Genomic DNA, 16,921 nt, shown 5'->3' with positions numbered 1-16,921 from the left:
ACTTACAGCGTATGCTCGGTACGGGCGATGATATCGTCCTGGGCATCCGGCGACAGGGCGGTAAAGAACGCCGAGTATCCCGCCACGCGGACCACTAAATCACGATACTGGTCAGGGTGCTTCTTCGCTTCCAGCAGCGTCTCCCGCGACACGATGTTGTACTGAATATGCCAGCCTTTATGCACTTCGAAGAAGGTACGCAGCAGCACCATCAGTTTCTGCTTATCGGACTCGTTCTCCAGCGTCGCCGGGTTCAGCTTCTGGTTTAGCAGCACGCCTCCGAGAATCGAACCGGTCGGCAGTTTGCCGACGGAGCTGATGACCGCCGTTGGCCCCAGATGGTCAGTCCCGGAAGCCGGGCTGGCACCTTCCGCCAGCGGTGAGTGCGCTTTACGTCCGTCCGGCGTGGCCATGGTCTGGGCGCCAAACGGCACGTTAGCAGAGATGGACGAGGTACCGGCGTAGTAGTGACCGCCGATTGGACCGCGGCCGTAGCGCGGGTTGTGGTACTGCTTCAGCTCATCGATATAGGTCTGGTACGCGCGCGCCAGCAGGGTATCCACGCTGTCATCATCGTTACCGTACTTCGGTGCGCCGTTGATTAAACGCTGACGCAGCTGCTCGTGGGTCAGGCCTTCAAAGTCTTCCGCCAGCGCTTTCGCCAGCTGCTGCTGACCGATTGCCCCCTGCTCAAACACCAGCTTTTTCACGGCGACCAGGCTGTTGCCGAGGTTGGCGATCCCGACCTGCAGTCCGGATACCCAATCGTATTTGGCGCCGCCTTGTTTAATGCTCTTCGCCCGCTCGATGCAGTCATCCACCAGCGCCGAGCACAGAATGTCATGGACGTTCTCTTCCAGCATGGTATCGACGACGTACTCAATCTCGATCGATTTACGCGTGTAGTAGCGAATCTGGGTATCCCAGTCTTCCAGCACCTGCTCGAAGCGGGTGAAGTTGCCTTTCGACAGCGCGTGTTCCTGCGGCAGGAACACCTGACCGCTGGTAGCATCGCGGCCACCTTCCAGGGTGGCGAGCATTACGCGGGCGAAGTTGATAAAGCTCATCCCGGTACAGCGATAGCCCCACTTGCCGCCGACGGCGGTTTCGATGCAGCCGATGGCCGCGTAGTCGTAGGCATCCTGCGGTTCGATACCGAGTTTGATGAATTCCGGAATAACGATTTCGTCGTTATTAAACGCCGGCATCCCGAAGCCGCAGCGAATGACCTGTACGCAGGCGTCAAGGAAGTCATTACTCATACCGGCGTGGTAGCGCACGCTGAGGTTCGGCTGGGTGGAGCGCAGACGGCCGCAGGATTCGAGAATCGCATAGGAGAGCGGATTCACCGCATCCTGCGCGTTGCCGTCCACCAGGTTCTGGCCGCCGATCGTCACGTTCTGATATAGCGGGCTGCCTGCGGAGGCTTTCGAGTGCGAGCCGGAGCGGATTTTGTTCACTTCCAGCAGCTTCAGCCAGCAGCTATGCAGCAGTTCAATCGCTTGTTCACGCGCCAGCGATTGCTGCAGCTCGACGTCGCGACGGTAGTATGGATAGAGGTACTGGTCCATACGGCCGAAGGAAACCGAGTGGCCGTTGGATTCAATTTGCAAAATCAACTGGATGAAGTAGCACAGCTGCAGCGCCTGCCAGAACGTTTTTGGCGGTTCATGGGCGATGAGGTCGCAGTTTTCGGCGATGGCCAGCAGCTCGTCCCGGCGCGTTTCGCGTGTCTCGGCGGCAGCCATGGTACGGGCCAGTTCGGCAAAGCGTTGGCAGTGTTCGCTCACCGCTTCCAGCACGATATCAATGGCTTTGAGGAACTGCTCACCGTGCAAATCTTCCAGCACCGTAAGGTTGATGCGTGAACGGCGCTCGGCTACTTTGGCGCGCATGCCGTCGAGGCCTTTTTCCAGCAGCAGCGGATAGTTGACCGCCAGGTGGGCGTCGCCGGAGGTCATATTGCCTTCCGCTTTAATAATGCCGGTGGCCAGCAGCGCTTTTTGTTCATCGGTAAACATCCCGTAGCAGCGATCCTGAACGGTCTGTCCACGCCACCACGGGCAGATCTCATGCAGCACCCGCTTGTTCTCTTCGCTGACGGCGAAACCGGCTCCCGGACGATCGGCCAGATCATCGATCTCTTTTTCAATCCAGCTGACGGTATATTCCGGGAAGATCGGCGCGGCGCGGACTTCGCTTGCCTGGTTGCCGACGATCAGCTCGTCGTGTTTGATCCAGATAGTCCGCTCCGCCAGGTGATGGGCCAGCGCCAGCGCGCGGCGTACCGGGATCGGCTTATCCAGATGCTGTTGATAAGCGGCGGTGTAATGCTGCGCGCGCTCGGTGCATACCGGCGGCTTAACGATATGTACCAGCGCCATTTTATGCGCCTGAATGCGAGCGCTCAGCGTATCCAGTTTCAGGGTAGTCATGAGTTTATCCTCGTAAAGTAGCCGTTAAACCTTTGCTCTGAGCATAGTGCTGCGCGAAGGCGAGCAGCTCGGGTGCAGCAAGCGGTTTGTCCGGAGCGGTATAGGGCTGACTGAGTAACTGATATTTGTTCATTCCCAGCGTGTGGTACGGCAGGAAGTGAATCTCCTCGACCTTCAGACGGTCGGCGGCAAAATCGGTGATGGCGGTAATGGCGGCTTCATCGGCATTAAATCCCTGAATCAGCGGGACGCGGATGATAATTTTTTTCCCGGCCTGCGCAACGCGTTGCAGGTTATCCAGCACCCGGCGAGCGCTGCCGTCCGTCCATTGGTTGAAAATCGCTTCGTTCACGTGCTTAAGGTCGGCGAGAAACAGATCTACCCACGGCAGCGAAGGCGCAACATATTTCCACGGCACGTGCAGACAGGTTTCGACGGCGGTGTGAATACCGGCTTCATGACTGGCCTGAAACAGCTGCTGCGCCAGCTCAGGATTCATAAACGGCTCACCGCCTGAGAGGGTAACTCCGCCGCCGCTGCGATCGTAGAATGGTTTATCCCGCAGTACCGTGGCCATAATCTCCTCCACAGGCTTCTCTTCGCCGCAGACGGTGAGTGCGGTGGTCGGGCAGCATTCGCGCAGCCGCGCATAGTGGTCGTCGGTGAGCTTTTCACGATGGATAATCAGGCCATCCAGCTTGCGGGTTATCACCTCCGGCGCCGCCTGCTGGCACAAATCGCAGCCGTCGAGACACAGACGAGCGTCATACAGCAGATCCGCGGTGCGGGAACGACTTTCCGGATTCTGACACCAGCGGCAACCCAGCGAGCAGCCTTTAAGGAATACGACGGTGCGAATCCCCGGGCCGTCGTGGGTTGAATAGCGCTGAATGTTGAAGATCATGTTGAGCCCTCTCTTTGCATATGAAGATTAAATTACTTTCGAATGAAAGTTACATTGATGCAAATCAACAAGCAGAACGGATACGATCGGGGAGAAGAGGGAAAGGTGTAGCGGGTCACAGATTATCCGGCGACGGTCGCCGCCGGTGGGGGGTTAGTGGCTTGCGCATACCTCGCACTGCGGATTACGCGGCAGCTTCATTTCACGAAACTGACAGGTCATTGCGTCATACATGACGATTTTGCCTGCCGCCGGCGTGCCGTAGCGGCTGAGCACTTTAATCGCTTCCATCGCCTGTAACGCGCCGATGACACCCACCAGCGGCGCCATCACGCCCGCCTCAACGCAGGTGAGGGCGTTGTCGCCGAAAAGACGGCTCAGACAGCGATAGCACGGCTCACCCTCCTGCCAGGTAAAAACGCTGATCTGACCTTCCATGCGAATCGCCGCGCCGGAAACCAGCGGCGTTTTGTGCCGGAAACAGCCCACGTTAAGCTGGTTGCGGATAGCGACGTTATCGGTACAGTCGAGCACCAGATCGTGGGCGGCGATCTGCGCCCGCAAGGCTTCCTCTTCCAGCACCGCATTCAGCGTCGTGAGCTGAACGTGCGGGTTGATGCGTGCCAGCGCGTCGCGCGCGGAGTCGACCTTCGGTTGGCCGAGGGTCGCATCGCTGTGCAGCGTCTGACGCTGCAGATTGGAGAGCGACACGGTGTCGAAATCCAGCAGCGTGAGCTGACCGATGCCCGCCGCCGCCAGATACTGCGCGGCCGCGCAGCCGAGCCCGCCCAGGCCAACCACCAGCACCCGGGAGGCTTTCAACTGCTCCTGACCGTCAAAGTCGAAACCGCGCAGGATGATTTGACGGTTGTAGCGCAGCATCTCCTCATCGCTCAGTTCAACCGCCATTACAGCCCCCCGAACAGATGGTTAAAGGGCTCGACTTCAACCCACTCACCCGCTTCAACGGCGCCGCGCTCGCGTTCGAGAACGATAAAACAGTTACCGAGACTGAAAGAGCTGAAGATGTGCGACCCCTGATGACCGGTCGATTCAACCACCAGCTCACCGTCCGGATTGCGTCGCAGCACGCCGCGCTGGAAGTCGAGACGGCCCGGTGATTTCTTTAGCCGCGTAGCGGCGCGAACGCGCAGGCGCATCGGCTGCGCCTGGCCGCCGTTGCCCCCCAGTTTTGCCAGCAGCGGCTGCACCAGCTGATAGAAGGTGAGGGTGGCGGAAACCGGATTACCCGGCAGGCCGCAGAACCAGCTGTTATTCAGTTTTCCGAAGGCAAAAGGTTTACCCGGCTTGATGGCCAGCTTCCAGAAGCCGATTTCACCCAGCTCTTCGAGTATCTCTTTGGTGTAGTCCGCTTCCCCGACGGAGACGCCGCCGGAGCTGATGACTACGTCGGCCTGCCGGTCGGCCTCGATAAACGCCTCGCGCAGTCGATCCGGATCGTCGGGAATAATGCCAAGGTTAATCACCTCGCAGCCCAGCTGCTCAAGCATCAGGTGAACGGCGAGGCGGTTGGTATCGTAAATTTGCCCGTCGCCCAGCGGCTGGCCCGGCAGCTGCAGTTCATCCCCGGTCGAGAAGACCGCGACGCGCACTTTGCGCACCACCGCAACTTGCGCAATCCCCAGCGAAGCGAGCACCGGCAGTTCGGCGACGGTAAGCGGGGTTCCTGCCGGGAAGACCACGGCGCCATCGGCGATATCTTCTCCACGGCGGCGAATGTTCTGCCCGGCTTTGACCGGCGCGATGAAGCGGATGCCCTCTTCGGTCTGCTCCGTCTCTTCCTGCATCACCACCGCGTCGCAGCCTGGCGGGACGGGTGCGCCGGTCATGATGCGAATACAGCTTCCGGCAGGCCAGGCATCGTGGAACGGCTGTCCGGCGAACGCTTTACCTGCCACCGGCAGCGCCGCGCCGTCGGCGAGGTCGGCCAGACGCACGGCATAACCGTCCATCGCCGAGTTATCAAAACCCGGGACGTCCAGCGGTGAAATGAGATCATGGGCGGTTACGCGCGAAAAGGCCTGCAACAGCGGGACGGTTTCCACCGCGCTGAGCGGTGTAATTCGATTGAGCATCTGAGTCAGGGCTGTGTCGAGCGGCATCAGTCCGGCGGTAAAATCCATGGGGGTCTCCTGCGGGCAAAACATCGAAAACACCTATTATGACAGAAAAGCGCTGGCGGCTATATGCCACCACGGTACAGGGTTTACACCGCACTCCGCGCTTTCTATATTCAAAAATTGTATAGGACAGTCAGCACGATAATGATATTTATACACAAAATCATCCTGAATACAGCGGGGCAGCAGGGGAATACACCTGGAAAAGAGCGGGTTATCCGTCGCCTGTCAGGAGCGGTTTGCAGGATGTATCAAGACACTTTATCGGTAAAGGATCGCTGAATGGGCAAGGCGGTGATAGCAATTCATGGCGGGGCGGGGGCGATTACGCGTTCCGCCCTGACGCCGGAACGTGAACGACAATACGTGGCGGCGCTTTCAGCGATCGTCGATAGCGGGCAAAAAATGCTGGCGGCAGGTGCCAGCGCGCTGGATACGGTGACGGAAGCGGTGCGGCTGCTTGAGGAGTGTCCGCTGTTTAACGCGGGTATCGGATCGGTCTTTACCCGCGATGCAACCCATGAACTGGATGCCTGCCTCATGGACGGCAACCGGCTGCAGGCCGGGGCGGTTGCCGGAGTAAAACATTTGCGTAATCCGGTGTTGGCCGCGCGTCTGGTGCTGGAACAAAGCCCGCACGTGCTGCTGATTGGTGAAGGGGCGGAAGCCTTTGCCGTTTCTCATGGCATGGAACGGGTCGAGAACCATCTGTTTTCGACCACCGAGCGTTTACTCCAGCTACAACAGGCCCAGGCCGACGATGAAATCGTGCTCGATCATCGCCCCGCGCCGCTCGATGAGCGCCATAAGATGGGGACCGTCGGGGCGGTAGCGCGGGATTTGGCCGGTAATCTGGCGGCGGCGACCTCGACCGGCGGCATGACCAATAAGCTCCCCGGGCGCGTCGGTGACAGCCCGTTACCGGGGGCCGGCTGCTATGCCAATAACGCCAGCGTCGCGGTCTCCTGCACCGGAACCGGCGAAGTGTTTATGCGCACGCTCGCGGCCTACGATATTGCGGCGTTGATGGAGTATGGCAATCTCAGCCTGTATGAGGCCTGTGAGCGGGTGGTGATGGAAAAACTGCCGGCGCTCGGCGGCAGCGGCGGCCTGATTGCCATCGACAGAGAAGGCAACGTGGTTCTGCCGTTTAACAGCGAAGGCATGTATCGGGCCTGGTGCTATGCCGGGGATACGCCGACGATTGGTATTTATCGGGAATAAGGGGAAGCAGGTTGCCGCATAGTCAAGAAATCGACGCCGATGATGTTCTGGTGGTACGCGATCTGAACGTGGCGTTTCGCCAGCAGCAGGAGACGTTTTCCGCGGTGCGTCAGCTGTCGTTTACCCTGCGGCGGGGCGAAACGTTAGCCATTGTCGGCGAATCGGGTTCAGGAAAATCCGTGACCGCGCTGGCGCTGATGCGCCTGCTCGATCGGGCGGTAAGCGAGGTCAGCAGCGAAGCGCTGTGGCTGCGCCGTCGCAACCGTCAGGTCGTCTCCCTGAGCGAGCAGTCCGCCGCGGGGATGCGCAGCGTGCGCGGGGCGGACATGGCGATGATTTTCCAGGAGCCGATGACCTCGCTAAACCCGGTATTTACTATCGGAGAGCAGATTGCCGAGTCTATTCGTTTGCATCAGGGGCTGGGGCATGATGCGGCGCTGCGCGAAGCGAAGAAAATGCTCGATCAGGTCAGGATCCCCGAGGCGGAAACGGTGCTCTCGCGCTATCCCCATCAGCTTTCCGGTGGGATGCGTCAGCGGGTGATGATCGCGATGGCGCTCTCCTGTCGTCCTGCGGTTCTGATTGCCGATGAGCCCACCACGGCGCTGGATGTGACAATTCAGGCACAGATTCTTCAGCTCATTGCCGTGCTGCAAAAAGAGATGGCGATGGGGGTGATCTTTATTACTCACGATATGGGGGTGGTCGCCGATATCGCCGATCGGGTACTGGTGATGTACCGCGGAGAAGCGGTGGAGAGCGGCACGGTGGAGGAGATCTTCCGCGCGCCGCAGCACCCCTACACCCGGGCGCTGCTGGCCGCGGTCCCGCGGCTCGGGTCGATGCGCGGTAGCGATCTGCCGCGTCATTTTCCGTTATTACAGCAAGCCGCGCCTGACGAGGGCGAGCAGAATACCGTCGTCGCCGGCGAGCCGATTCTTAAAGTGCGCGATCTGGTGGCGCGCTTCCCGCTGCGCAGCGGCATTCTGAATCGCGTCACCCGCGAAGTTCATGCGGTGGAGAAGGTGAGTTTTGACCTGTGGCCAGGAGAGACCCTCTCTTTGGTCGGCGAGTCCGGCTGCGGGAAGTCAACGACCGGCCGGGCTCTGCTCCGGCTGGTGGCGACGCAGGGCGGCACCATCGTCTTTAACGGCGAGCGGATTGATACGCTGGCAAACAGCAAACTTCAGGCGCTGCGCCGCGATATCCAGTTTATTTTCCAGGATCCGTTTGCGTCGCTCGACCCGCGACAAACCGTGGGTTATTCGATCATGGAGCCGCTGCGCGTACACGGCATGCTGGAGGGGGTCGCGGCCCGCGCGCGCGTCGCCTGGCTGCTGGAGCGAGTCGGTTTGCAGCCGGAACATGCCTGGCGCTACCCGCACGAGTTTTCCGGAGGCCAGCGCCAGCGTATTTGCATCGCCCGCGCGCTGGCGCTCAATCCGAAAGTGGTGATTGCCGACGAGGCCGTGTCAGCGCTGGATGTTTCCATCCGCGCGCAGATTATTAATCTGATGCTCGATTTACAGCGCGAAATGGGCATCGCATTCCTGTTTATTTCACACGATATGGCGGTGGTTGAACGCATCAGTCATCGCGTGGCGGTGATGTATCGTGGGCGAATTGTCGAGATAGGCCCGCGGCGCGCCGTGTTTGAAAACCCGCAGCACCCTTATACCCGTAAATTGATGGCCGCCGTACCGGTTGCCGACCCGACGCATCGTCATCCGCAGCGCGTACTGCTCTCTGACGAACTGCCGGGCAATATCTATAAGCGGGGCACCGAGGTTAGCAGCATGCCGTTACAACAGGTGGGGCCGGGCCATTTTGTCGCCAGGGAACCCGTCGCCGACGTGCTGGGAAGATAACAACGACACCAACAGTACAGCCTTTCAGGAGAACAACATGACACAACGTGTATTACGCAAAGGGTTGCTGGCGCTGGTCGTCACGTCAGCGCTGGCGGCAGGCCCGGCTTTTGCCGCGAAAGATGTGGTCGTCGCGGTCGGCTCTAACTTCACGACCCTCGACCCGTATGATGCCAATGACACCCTGTCCCAGGCCGTCGCCAAATCGTTCTATCAAGGGCTGTTTGGTCTGGATAAAGAGATGAAGCTGCAAAATGTGCTGGCGGAGAGTTACACCATCTCGCCGGACGGACTGGTTTACACCATCAAACTCCATTCCGGGGTGAAGTTCCAGGATGGCACCGACTTTAATGCCGAGGCGGTGAAGGCCAACCTCGATCGCGCCAGCAATCCTGATAATCATCTCAAGCGCTACAACCTGTATAAAAATATCGCCAGTACTGAAGCGCTCGATCCGACGACGGTAAAAATTACCCTGAAGCAGCCGTTCTCCGCGTTCATCAATATCCTGGCCCACCCGGCCACGGCGATGATCTCTCCGGCGGCGCTGAAAAAGTACGGCAAAGAGATCGGCTTCCATCCGGTGGGAACCGGGCCGTATAAGCTGGACACCTGGAATCAGACCGATTTCGTGAAGGTGACGAAGTTTACCGGCTACTGGCAGCCAGGCTTGCCGAAGCTCGACTCGATCACCTGGCGTCCGGTGGTGGATAACAACACTCGTGCGGCGATGCTGCAAACCGGCGAAGCGCAGTTCGCATTCCCCATCCCTTATGAACAGGCACCGCTGCTGGAAAAAAACAGCAAGCTGGAGCTGGTGGCCAGCCCGTCGATCATGCAGCGTTACATCAGCATGAACGTGACGCAAAAACCGTTCGATAACCCGAAAGTACGTGAAGCGATCAACTACGCCATCAACCGCCAGGCGCTGGTCAAAGTGGCGTTCGCCGGCTATGCGACACCGGCCACCGGCGTCGTACCGCCGTCTATTGCCTATGCCGAAAGCTTTAAGCCGTGGCCGTACGATCCGGCGAAAGCCCGCGAGCTGCTGAAAGAGGCCGGTTTCCCTAACGGTTTCAGCACCACGCTGTGGTCATCGCATAACCACAGTACCGCGCAGAAAGTGCTGCAGTTCACCCAGCAGCAGCTGGCGCAGGTGGGCATTAAGGCCCAGCTGACGGCGATGGATGCCGGCCAGCGTGCGGCGGAAGTCGAGGGTAAAGGGCAGAAAGAGAGCGGAGTACGCATGTTCTACACCGGCTGGTCGGCTTCAACCGGCGAAGCTGACTGGGCGCTGTCGCCGCTGTTTGCTTCGCAAAACTGGCCGCCGACCCTGTTCAACACCGCGTTTTATGGCAATCCGCAGGTGGATAAAGATCTGACGGATGCGCTGAAAACCACCGATGTGAAGGAAAAAACGCGGCTCTATAAAGAGGCGCAGGAGACTATCTGGAAAGAGTCCCCGTGGGTGCCGCTGGTGGTGGAAAAACTGGTCTCAGCGCACAGCAAAAATCTGACCGGTTTCTATATCCAGCCGGATACCGGGTTCAGCTTCGAGCAGGCGGATTTAAGCCAGTGATGGAAGGGACTTTGACCCTCTCCCGCAGCGGGAGAGGAAGGTGGCGCGAGGGGCTCTGCTCTTCATTCGCGCCCGAGGGCGACAGGGATACCAGCAAGGGGGGACGATGCTCAATTATGTGATTAAGCGTCTGCTGGGGCTGATTCCCACGCTGCTGATTGTGGCGGTGCTGGTATTCCTGTTCGTGCATATGTTGCCTGGCGATCCGGCGCGGCTGATTGCCGGACCTGAGGCCGACGCGCAGGTGGTGGCGATGGTGCGCCAGCAGCTGGGGCTCGACCAGCCGCTGCATGTCCAGTTCTGGCACTATATCACCAGCGTATTGCAGGGCGATTTCGGCACCTCGATGGCGTCACGCCGTCCGGTCAGCAGCGAAATAGCCAGCCGCTTTATGCCGACGTTGTGGCTGACTCTGGCCAGCATGAGCTGGGCGGTGATCTTCGGCATGGCGGCGGGCATTGTGGCGGCCGTGTGGCGCAATCGCTGGCCTGACCGCCTGGGGATGGCGCTGGCGGTGACCGGTATTTCGTTTCCGGCTTTTGCGCTCGGTATGCTGCTGATGCAGGTCTTCTCGGTGGAGCTGGGCTGGCTGCCGACGGTGGGCGCCGACAGCTGGCGGCACTATATTTTGCCTTCCCTGACGCTGGGGGCGGCGGTCGCGGCGGTGATGGCGCGTTTTACCCGCGCCTCTTTTGTCGATGTTCTGCATGAAGATTACATGCGCACGGCGCGCGCCAAAGGGGTCAGTGAGACCCGGGTGGTGCTGAAACACGGTCTGCGCAACGCCATGATCCCGGTGGTGACCATGATGGGACTACAGTTCGGTTTTTTGCTCGGTGGGTCGATCGTGGTCGAGAAGGTCTTTAACTGGCCAGGTCTTGGACGGCTGCTGGTGGATTCGGTGGAGATGCGCGACTATCCGGTCATTCAGGCGGAAGTCCTCCTCTTTTCGCTGGAATTTATTCTTATCAATTTAGTGGTGGATGTTCTGTACGCCGCCATTAACCCGGCTATCAGGTACAAGTAAGGTGCGATTGCTCAACTGGAGAAGACAGGCGGCTATTAACGCCATGCCGGGAGTTAAGCCCGGACAAATACGCACGCCGTGGCGTGAGTTCTGGCGGCGATTTCGTCGTCAGCCGGTGGCGATGGGCGCCGGTGTATTTGTCCTGCTGCTGATTGCAGTTGCTCTCGCGGCGCCGTGGATAGCGCCGTTCGATGCGGAAAACTATTTTGATTACGACCGGCTCAACGACGGTCCGTCGATGATGCACTGGTTCGGGGTGGATTCGCTCGGGCGCGATATCTTTAGCCGGGTGTTGGTGGGGGCGCAGATTTCGCTGGCCGCCGGCGTGCTGGCGGTACTGATTGGCGCGGCGATCGGTACCGTGCTCGGTCTGCTGGCCGGGTATTATGAAGGCTGGTGGGATCGCATCATCATGCGCATCTGCGACGTGCTGTTCGCCTTCCCGGGGATCCTGCTGGCGATTGCCGTGGTAGCGGTGATGGGCAGCGGGATGTCGAACGTGATCATTGCGGTGGCGATCTTTTCGATCCCGGCATTTGCCCGCCTGGTGCGCGGTAACACCCTGGTGCTCAAGCAGCAGACCTTTATTGAATCGGCGCGCAGCATCGGCGCCAGCGATACGACGATTCTGTTCAGCCATATTCTGCCCGGAACGGTCTCGTCGATCGTGGTCTATTTCACCATGCGTATCGGGGTATCGATTATCTCCGCTGCCAGCCTCTCTTTCCTGGGACTCGGGGCGCAGCCCCCGACCCCGGAATGGGGGGCAATGCTCAATGAAGCGCGGGCGGATATGGTGATGGCGCCGCATGTGGCGCTGTTCCCGGCGATTGCGATTTTCCTGACGGTGCTGGCGTTTAACCTGCTGGGGGACGGCCTGCGCGATGCGCTGGATCCGAAGATAAAGGGGTAGGGGCTATTCCCCGGTGGCGCTGTCGCTAACCGGGGCTACGATTGGTGCGGATGAGTGCAGTTTTGTAGCCCGGATCAGGCGCGTTAGCGCCGCAATCCGGGGATAAGAGGCGCAGGATTAAACCCGGCTGCCCCACAGGTCGTATTCGTCGGCATGTTCGACTTTCACACGGACGACGTCGCCAGGTTTGACCTTCGTTTCGCCGTTCAGGTAGACCGCACCGTCAATTTCCGGGGCATCGGCCATACTGCGGCCAATGGCGCCTTCTTCGTCCACTTCATCGATCAGCACCATGATCTCGCGGCCGACCTTCTCCTGCAGACGTTCGGCGGAGATCTGCTGCTGCAGCTGCATAAAGCGGTTCCAGCGCTCTTCTTTTACCTCTTCAGGCACCTGATCCGCCAGCTCATTAGCGGTCGCGCCTTCAACCGGGCTGTACTTAAAGCAGCCGACGCGGTCCAGGCGAGCCTCTTTCAGGAAGTCGAGCAGCATCTGGAAATCTTCTTCCGTTTCACCCGGGAAGCCGACGATGAAGGTCGAACGCAGGGTCAGGTCAGGGCAGATTTCACGCCACTGCTTAATGCGTGCCAGCTGACGGTCGGCAGAACCCGGACGTTTCATCAGTTTCAGAATGCGCGGGCTGGCATGCTGCAGCGGGATATCCAGATACGGCAGAATTTTACCTTCCGCCATCAGCGGAATCACGTCATCGACGTGCGGGTACGGGTAGACGTAGTGCAGACGGACCCAGATACCCAGTTTCGCCAGCTCTTCGCACAGGCTGACCATGCTGGTTTTTACCGGCGCGCCGTCGTGAAAGCCGGTGCGATGCTTCACATCGACGCCGTAGGCGGAGGTATCCTGAGAGATAACCAGCAGCTCTTTGACGCCGGCATCGGCCAGGCGTTTGGCTTCGGACAGCACTTCACCAATCGGACGGCTGACAAGGTCGCCGCGCATCGACGGGATAATGCAGAAGGTGCAGCGATGGTTACAGCCTTCGGAAATTTTCAGGTAGGCGTAATGACGCGGCGTGAGCTTCACGCCCTGTTCCGGCACCAGGCTCAGGAACGGGTTGTGTTTCGGCTTCGGCGTATAGTGATGGACATGCTCCAGAACCTGTTCATAGCTGTGCGGCCCGGTTATCTCCAGCACTTTCGGATGCACTTCGCGAATCTGGTCTTCTTTCGCGCCCAGGCAGCCGGTCACAATAACTTTGCCATTTTCTTTTAACGCTTCGCCAATGGCTTCCAGAGACTCCTGAACGGCGCTGTCGATAAAGCCGCAGGTGTTGACGATAACCATATCGGCATTGTCGTAGGTGGGGACCACGTCATAACCTTCGGTACGCAGTTCGGTCAGGATGCGTTCTGAGTCCACGAGGTTTTTCGGGCAGCCCAGAGAGACAAAGCCGATCTTCGGCTGATGCGTTACATTGCTCATAGTTTAAAAAGTGTTCGATTATTGGAATGGTCAGGGCAGGAATTTTACAGATCTTTATGAAAAAGAGTATAGCCACGGTGTGACAGATGATGAAAAAGCCCGGGAGATCCCCCCGGGCGGATGGTTCGTTATGGCTGCGCGACGCCTCCTGCCGGTGCTGAACCTGGGGCGGTGGGTTCTCGCTTATCGCGTAGGGTGAAAATCGATATCAGGGTGAAGAGCCCGGCGATGCTGCCGAGAATATAATATGTATGCGCGAAGCCGATGGTGTCATACAGATAGCCGGCCAGCGGCGAGTAAATCGCCGTGGCGATGGAGGCCACAAACAGCACCAGCAAATAGACCGTTGATGACAACTTATGGTCGAAGTTGGCGGCGATGAATTTAAATACTGATACCAGGATCAGTGGTTTTTCCAGCGCGTGCATCATTTTCACCGCGCCAATCCACACCGGACCAAGCGGGATGGCGGAACCCACGATACGTACCGACATAATCAATCCGGCAATAATCAGCGCCCACTTGGCCCCGGTGCGGTTAACAAACCACGGCATCAGGCAGAGAAAGAGCGTTTCACCGCAGACCTGGATGGAGGCCAGAATTCCGTACCAGCGGTTGCCTTCTTCCGGGGTCGGGAACTGCAATGAGAAGTACTGCGCAAACTGCTGATCGTAGGTGTCATAAATTTGCGTAACGAATAAGGTAAAGATCAGCAGCATCCAGAACTGCCCGTTTTTCGCCAGCTCCAGCGCATGGGAGACCTTCAGCGCGCTGGTTTTTTCCATCTCGGCTTCGGTGAGTTCGATTTTAGTCAGCATGAAGCAGATGGCGGCAATCACAATGGCAATACTGGCCAGCCAGAAGGCCAGATTGGGGTTGCTGTCGATATATTTTCCCACGATCCACGCGGCGGCGGCCCAACCTAACGAGCCCCACATCCGCACCCGGCCATACTCAAAGCGATAGCGCCGAGAAATTTTGTCGATATACGAATCAATCACTCCGCAGCCGGAGTTAAAAATTATCCCCAGGTAGATACCGCCCAGTAAGGCGCCCAGCCAGAAGCTGTGGACCAGCAGCGGGGCATAGAGATAAATAAAGAATGGGCCGACCGGCAGCAGCATGGCCAGCAGGATCCAGATAAGCCGTTTTTTCAGACCAAATTTATCGGCAATAAAGCCAAAAAAAGGCTGCATCAACAGAGCAATGAAGGCGTTGACGGAGTACAGCAGGCCGGTTTTGGTGGCGCTGATGCCGAGATGCTGAGTTGTCCAGATGACAAAGAACGCCATGGTGGATGACCAGGCGAATAGATAGAGGAAATCGAAAAGACTCAACAAGATATAGTTTCTTTTGCCGGGCGTAATCATTTCAGTTCCTTCAGGCGGATCGGAGTTAATGCTGCGGGCAATGGCCGCAGATTGTGTTTTTTATTAAATGTTATACGTATTACATTAATGGCGTTGATATGACACCCGCTGGAAAAATTGATCAATTGAAATGATGGTTATTTGTGATCTTAGCGGCAAAAAAGAGTTATTTATTGATATTCACACCTTCATTACGATGGGGTTTTTTATGAGAGCGTATAACATTGATTGTGATTTTTTTCATGGGAGCCTGAAAGAGAGGGCGAGCGGATCGCAATTTTGAACATAAATGTAACATTGTAAATGATGTTAATTAACCAGGAATTATTGACCTCGCGCATCATTTTGTACGAAAAATAGCCATATTCTGATAATGGTAATGGATGACAGAGGAGGAACCCTGATGAACGTTGACAGACTGTATCGTAACCTTCTGAATAAGCTGATTAATGCCAATATTGATCTCGACGCTTATTTGCAGCTACGCAAAGCGAAGGGCTATATGTCAGTCAGCGAAAATGAGCATCTGCGTGATAACTTGTTCGAACTGTGTGGTGAAATGCGTAAGTACGGGCTGCAGTTGCAGCACGATCTTGCACCGGAAGAAAAGGACGCTCTCCGTCTTGCAGGTGGAGCCATCGCGTCTGCGGCGGTTTGCCTGATGAGCGGGCATCATGATTGCCCGTCGTATATTGCGGTTAACGTAGAGACGCTAGAACGCTGTCTGGCAGAGCTGACGATGAATATTCGTAAACTGAATAAACAGGCGCCAGTGACCCACGTCTGAATTCAGGGGGAGGTCAGCTCCCCCTGCTTAATGTTATGTAAAAATCCCCTCCTGATGTTCCCCCGCTGGCTACCCTTAGCGCATTGCCGAAAATATTGCCGATGAAAGGAAAATGCCATGCGCCAGGTCGCCATTTCGCTGATGCTCGCCACCCTGCTGTTTCCCGTCGTGACTCTCGCCGGGAAGGTGCGTGTTGAGGTTTTGCAAAATCAGCTCGCCCATCCGTGGGCGCTGGCCTTTCTCCCCGATGATCGGGGAATACTGATAACCCTGCGTTCCGGCGAACTGAAGCGCTGGCGGCAGGGGGAAGGTCTTTCGCCCGCGATAACCGGCGTCCCACCGGTCTGGGCCAGCGGCCAGGGAGGATTGCTTGATGTGGCGCTGGCTCCGGATTTCGCCCACTCCCGCCGGGTCTGGCTGAGTTTTGCTGAAGTCGGCGATGACGGCAAAGCCGGTACCGCCGTAGGCTATGGCCGCCTGAGCGACAACCTTCAGCATCTGGAGCATTTTCAGGTTGTCTTCCGCCAGCAGCCGAAGCTCTCCACCGGCAACCATTTCGGTGGGCGCCTGGTGTTTGATGGGAAAGGGTATTTATTCATCGGCCTGGGCGAAAATAACCAACGCCCCACGGCCCAGGATCTGGATAAACTGCAGGGAAAAGTGGTGCGTCTGACCCAGGACGGCGAAGTGCCTGCCGATAATCCTTTTGTTCATCGCGCGGGGGCGAGACCGGAAATCTGGTCTTATGGCATCCGCAATCCGCAGGGAATGGCGATGAATCCCTGGAGCGATACGCTGTGGCTCAACGAACACGGGCCGCGCGGCGGTGACGAGATCAATATTCCGCAGAAGGGTAAGAACTACGGCTGGCCGCTGGCGACGCATGGCGTCAACTACAGCGGACTGGCGATCCCCGAAGCGCAGGGCACGGCGGTCGCCGGAACGGAAGCGCCGCTTTTCGTCTGGAAGCACTCTCCGGCGGTAAGCGGGATGGCTTTCTACGCAGCGTCGACCTTCCCACAGTGGCAGCATAAGCTGTTTATCGGGGCGCTGAAGGACCAGTCGCTGATTGTTCTGAAGGTGGATGGCGATAAGGTGCGCGAAGAGGCGCGTATTCTGGGCGAGCGCGGCAAGCGGATCCGCGATGTGCGCGTCGGACCCGACGGCTATCTGTATGTATTAACCGACGAGTCCAACGGTGAACTGCTGAAGGTCAGTCCGGCCGACTAG

At 58.2% G+C, this 16,921-nt stretch carries 13 protein-coding genes; 7 read left to right on the top strand and 6 right to left on the bottom strand.

Annotation, left to right across the window (positions count from 1 at the left end):
• Window positions 1-2 precede the first annotated feature (2 nt).
• The 4 genes from Q1L34_RS18170 to moeA form a co-directional block, all read right to left on the bottom strand.
• Window positions 3-2,435 carry a formate C-acetyltransferase/glycerol dehydratase family glycyl radical enzyme gene (locus tag Q1L34_RS18170; RefSeq protein ID WP_316960963.1) on the bottom strand — a complete coding sequence of 811 codons (2,433 nt, stop codon included), beginning with the start codon at window positions 2,433-2,435 and terminating at the stop codon, window positions 3-5.
• Window positions 2,436-2,439: 4 nt separating this feature from the next.
• Entirely contained in the window at window positions 2,440-3,339 is a 900-nt protein-coding gene (locus Q1L34_RS18165) for a glycyl-radical enzyme activating protein (protein ID WP_004859872.1), read from the bottom strand.
• 153 nt (window positions 3,340-3,492) lie between these two features.
• Window positions 3,493-4,248 carry a molybdopterin-synthase adenylyltransferase MoeB gene (gene moeB, locus Q1L34_RS18160; RefSeq protein ID WP_015584830.1) on the bottom strand — a complete coding sequence of 252 codons (756 nt, stop codon included), beginning with the start codon at window positions 4,246-4,248 and terminating at the stop codon, window positions 3,493-3,495.
• On the bottom strand, window positions 4,248-5,483 hold the full coding sequence (gene moeA / locus Q1L34_RS18155) for a molybdopterin molybdotransferase MoeA (protein WP_004859877.1): 1,236 nt from the start codon (window positions 5,481-5,483) through the stop codon (window positions 4,248-4,250). The genes moeB and moeA overlap by 1 nt, the downstream gene beginning before the upstream one ends.
• Window positions 5,484-5,762: 279 nt before the next feature.
• Here moeA and iaaA point away from each other — a divergent pair, with 279 nt between their 5' ends.
• The 5 genes from iaaA to gsiD all read left to right on the top strand — a co-directional run bounded on the left by iaaA (window position 5,763) and on the right by gsiD (window position 12,091).
• Window positions 5,763-6,704, top strand: a complete 942-nt coding sequence (gene iaaA / locus Q1L34_RS18150; protein ID WP_004859879.1) for a beta-aspartyl-peptidase — start codon at window positions 5,763-5,765, stop codon at window positions 6,702-6,704.
• Between the two features lie 11 nt (window positions 6,705-6,715).
• A complete protein-coding gene (gene gsiA / locus Q1L34_RS18145) occupies window positions 6,716-8,572 on the top strand; it encodes a glutathione ABC transporter ATP-binding protein GsiA (protein ID WP_327204228.1) in 1,857 nt (618 codons plus the stop codon).
• A gap of 37 nt (window positions 8,573-8,609) precedes the next feature.
• On the top strand, window positions 8,610-10,151 hold the full coding sequence (gene gsiB, locus Q1L34_RS18140) for a glutathione ABC transporter substrate-binding protein GsiB (RefSeq protein WP_015584829.1): 1,542 nt from the start codon (window positions 8,610-8,612) through the stop codon (window positions 10,149-10,151).
• Window positions 10,152-10,257: 106 nt separating this feature from the next.
• Window positions 10,258-11,178 (top strand): glutathione ABC transporter permease GsiC, encoded by a 921-nt coding sequence (gene gsiC / locus Q1L34_RS18135; protein ID WP_015584828.1) that lies wholly within the window; start codon window positions 10,258-10,260, stop codon window positions 11,176-11,178.
• Between the two features lies 1 nt (window position 11,179).
• The gene (gsiD, locus tag Q1L34_RS18130) at window positions 11,180-12,091 is read left to right on the top strand and encodes a glutathione ABC transporter permease GsiD (RefSeq protein ID WP_004859886.1); all 912 of its coding nucleotides are present in this window, start codon (window positions 11,180-11,182) and stop codon (window positions 12,089-12,091) included.
• Between the two features lie 117 nt (window positions 12,092-12,208).
• On the opposite strand, the gene rimO is transcribed toward gsiD, so the two are convergent.
• Window positions 12,209-13,534, bottom strand: coding sequence for a 30S ribosomal protein S12 methylthiotransferase RimO (gene rimO, locus Q1L34_RS18125; RefSeq protein ID WP_004859888.1), 1,326 nt, complete (start codon window positions 13,532-13,534; stop codon window positions 12,209-12,211).
• 128 nt (window positions 13,535-13,662) lie between these two features.
• Window positions 13,663-14,901 carry an oligosaccharide MFS transporter gene (locus tag Q1L34_RS18120; protein ID WP_162098177.1) on the bottom strand — a complete coding sequence of 413 codons (1,239 nt, stop codon included), beginning with the start codon at window positions 14,899-14,901 and terminating at the stop codon, window positions 13,663-13,665.
• Between the two features lie 406 nt (window positions 14,902-15,307).
• Here Q1L34_RS18120 and bssR point away from each other — a divergent pair, with 406 nt between their 5' ends.
• On the top strand, window positions 15,308-15,691 hold the full coding sequence (gene bssR / locus Q1L34_RS18115) for a biofilm formation regulator BssR (protein ID WP_004859892.1): 384 nt from the start codon (window positions 15,308-15,310) through the stop codon (window positions 15,689-15,691).
• A gap of 141 nt (window positions 15,692-15,832) precedes the next feature.
• The gene (locus Q1L34_RS18110; protein WP_224050162.1) at window positions 15,833-16,921 is read left to right on the top strand and encodes a PQQ-dependent sugar dehydrogenase; all 1,089 of its coding nucleotides are present in this window, start codon (window positions 15,833-15,835) and stop codon (window positions 16,919-16,921) included.

It is taken from the genome of Klebsiella ornithinolytica, assembly GCF_030505655.1.
GTDB classification, from domain to species: domain Bacteria; phylum Pseudomonadota; class Gammaproteobacteria; order Enterobacterales; family Enterobacteriaceae; genus Klebsiella; species Klebsiella ornithinolytica.
The sequence above is the reverse complement of the archived record's forward strand: the minus strand, read 5'-3'. Positions and strand labels throughout refer to the sequence as shown.

Coding starts and splice junctions, on each gene's coding strand:
- moeB (WP_015584830.1), bottom strand. CDS start 4,248: ATGGCGGTTGAACTGAGCGATGAGGAGATGCTGCGCTACAACCGTCAA.
- gsiB (WP_015584829.1), top strand. CDS start 8,610: ATGACACAACGTGTATTACGCAAAGGGTTGCTGGCGCTGGTCGTCACG.
- moeA (WP_004859877.1), bottom strand. CDS start 5,483: ATGGATTTTACCGCCGGACTGATGCCGCTCGACACAGCCCTGACTCAG.
- Q1L34_RS18165 (WP_004859872.1), bottom strand. CDS start 3,339: ATGATCTTCAACATTCAGCGCTATTCAACCCACGACGGCCCGGGGATT.
- rimO (WP_004859888.1), bottom strand. CDS start 13,534: ATGAGCAATGTAACGCATCAGCCGAAGATCGGCTTTGTCTCTCTGGGC.
- iaaA (WP_004859879.1), top strand. CDS start 5,763: ATGGGCAAGGCGGTGATAGCAATTCATGGCGGGGCGGGGGCGATTACG.
- bssR (WP_004859892.1), top strand. CDS start 15,308: ATGAACGTTGACAGACTGTATCGTAACCTTCTGAATAAGCTGATTAAT.
- Q1L34_RS18170 (WP_316960963.1), bottom strand. CDS start 2,435: ATGACTACCCTGAAACTGGATACGCTGAGCGCTCGCATTCAGGCGCAT.
- Q1L34_RS18110 (WP_224050162.1), top strand. CDS start 15,833: ATGCTCGCCACCCTGCTGTTTCCCGTCGTGACTCTCGCCGGGAAGGTG.
- gsiC (WP_015584828.1), top strand. CDS start 10,258: ATGCTCAATTATGTGATTAAGCGTCTGCTGGGGCTGATTCCCACGCTG.